1 protein-coding gene and 1 pseudogene are annotated in these 2,409 nt (G+C 68.0%); both read right to left on the bottom strand.

Annotated features, from left to right (window positions below):
• Positions 1-133: 133 nt before the first annotated feature.
• Positions 134-1,562 (bottom strand): annotated as a pseudogene (locus tag ACWCQ6_RS36850) (IS1380 family transposase).
• 90 nt (positions 1,563-1,652) lie between these two features.
• Complete coding sequence (locus ACWCQ6_RS36845) at positions 1,653-2,180, bottom strand: GNAT family N-acetyltransferase (protein ID WP_451096815.1); 528 nt, start codon at positions 2,178-2,180, stop codon at positions 1,653-1,655.
• Positions 2,181-2,409 lie beyond the last annotated feature (229 nt).

The following is a 2,409-nucleotide window of genomic DNA, read 5'->3' as shown; positions in this document are numbered from 1 at the left end:
GGCTGAGGCGGCTGCGTTGATCACCAACTGCTGGGTGGTCGAGGCGATTCTGTTGCCTGGGCATGGTGGAGTCCCGGCGCAATGGTCGGGTTCTCCGGGTCCTTCGGATCGTGGGTGGGCGGGGGACCGCAGGTCAGTCAACCGGTCGGGGCAGTGCGGCAAGGCGGTGGAATGCCGTGGCCAGTTCGTGTCTCCAGGGCCAGGTCGCCGAGATCCGCAGGCGGAGGCGGCGTCCACCGCGGGTGAGGCGGGCGGCAACGTGTAGCAGCCGGTAGCGAAGTTTCTTGGGTTCGGCGGCGGCGAGTTCGCCATCCAGCAGGAGGACGCGGGCCCAGACGAGGAGATCGATCGCCGTGAGGCTGAGTTCGAGCCAGGTGGCGTTGACGTCGAAATGGCGGGAGGGGAAGCGGCCGAAGCCAGTGTTCTTGCCGCACCGGATGTGGTCCTCGACGGTGGCGTGTCCGCGGTGGCGGACCTCAAGGAACTGCGCGGAACCGCCGCCGGAGTAAGGGGTATCGGTAAGGAATACCTGGTGCCGCAGGCCCTCGTCGTGGTCGAACAGGGACAGTTGGGCGCCGGGGTGCGGTCGTTCGCGCCGAACGATGATGCGGGTGCCGACCGGGTAACCGGCGAGGTCGACCATACCGGTCAGTTCGGCGACCTCGGCGCCGTCGCGCAGTGTCCCGTTCTGGTCCAGGGCGGGATGCCAGAGAGCTTCGGGCAGTGAGCGGATTGCACGACGGACTGGCTCGGTGACCGCGTATCCGACCGAGAACCGCAGGCTCAACCCGTGCTCGCGCAAGGTCCGGATGTGGGCGAGGAAGGCTTTTGCAGATCCGGCGCTGTCGGCACGGACCAGGATCTGGGTGCCGTACCGGTGAGCGTCGGGGATCTGTGCGAGGGCGTCGTCCAGCACCGCGATGTGATCGGCGGCGGTGTTGGCTGCGGAGTTGCCGGGCCGCAGTCGGCCGGACATGGCCTCACCGGTGTTCGCGAGGAAACACAGCAGCGGATGAAAGCCGAAGCCGCCTTTGTAAGTGGGCGCGGCCTGTTCCTTTTCCGAGTGGGAGGTGATCAGCGTGGCGTCGAGATCCAGGACCAGGCCGGGAAGTTCTCGTCCGCCGGCCTGGACGGCGGGTATGCCCTGGCCGGTCTCGGCGGCCTGCACCCAGGCGACTTCCCGGGCTGAGGCGCGGGCCGCTCGCAGCGAAGCGAGTACTGCCCCGTCGGTGTCGGCGAGCAACCGCCAGGCGGTAGGTGTGGAGGCGACCGGTCCGAATACCCCGCCCTGGTCCCGCAGCACGGCCAGATCCGCTATCGCCTCGCCGCCGTCGGCGAGCATCACCGCGAGATCGGTGGCGGTCCGACCTGGATCGTGCCCGGTGCCACGCGGCCGCAGCGGCCTGAGCGCAGCGGAGTAGGCGGTGGTCAGACCGGTGGCATCGGCAAGATCCGCCAGCAAACGCGTGCCCGACGACCCCCGAACCGTCAGTGGAGACGTGGAGCTTGGGACGAGAACCGATACCCTGCACGCAGAAAGTGCCCTCCGCTTGGACCGACAGAACCCCTCGACAAGGTTCATCGTCCCAGCTCAGAAGGCACTTTCGTATTTCCTCCCCGCTTCCGGCCCCATCTCAACCGAAGCGGCGAGGTCAGTCGCCGAGGAGCCGCTCCCACAGCAGCCCGTCCCGCCAGCTCCCATCGAGAAAGATCGAGGAGTGCGCGACGCCGTACGGGCTGAACCCGTTGCGGCGCAGTACCCGCTGCGACGGCAGATTCTCCAGATTGGTGGACGCCTCGGCGCGGTGCAGCCCGAGTTCGTCCGTCATCACCCGGAGTACAAGCCCGACGGCGTGTCCGGCGTGCCCTTGATTCTGGGCGATGCTGGCGATCCAGTATCCGACGGAGCCGCGGCGCAGGTGCGGCTGCGGCAGGATGCCTCCGACGGTGACCTGCCCGATCACCTGGTCGTCGGCGAGTACTACGCCCGGCCAGACCGTGCCGGCCCGGTATCCGGCCAGCAGGCTGTCGATCCGCTCCGCCTGGCCCTCTGGGGTGAAGAAGTCGGCAGGCTGGGCCGGTTCCCACGGCCGGAAAGCCTCGAAGTCCCGCACTCGATGCGCGGCGATCGGGGTGGCGTCGGTGGGCTCTATCAGGCGGATTCTGGTGCTGCTGCGCATGGGCTGATCCTCGTCCCGGTGCGTCGATGAGACGGCCAGCCTATGCGAGGGCGCCCGCGCCGCCGCACCCTACGCCCGCCGGAGGATCGAGTCGATCGCGCAGCTTGTGCTCTCTATACCCTGCACGCAGAAAGTGCCTTCCGCTTGGACCGACAGAACCCCTCGACAAGGTTCATCGTCCCAGCTCAGAAGGCACGTTCGTATTTCCTCCCCGCTTCCGGCCTCATCT

The sequence above is a fragment of the Streptomyces sp. NPDC001880 genome (genome assembly GCF_053594575.1).
Note: the sequence above shows the minus strand (reverse complement) of the source record. Positions and strands in the feature narration are given on the sequence as shown.

What these genes read in the sequence shown, in the direction of transcription:
- ACWCQ6_RS36845 (WP_451096815.1), bottom strand. Translation starts at nt 2,180, where the DNA reads ATGCGCAGCAGCACCAGAATCCGCCTGATAGAGCCCACCGACGCCACC.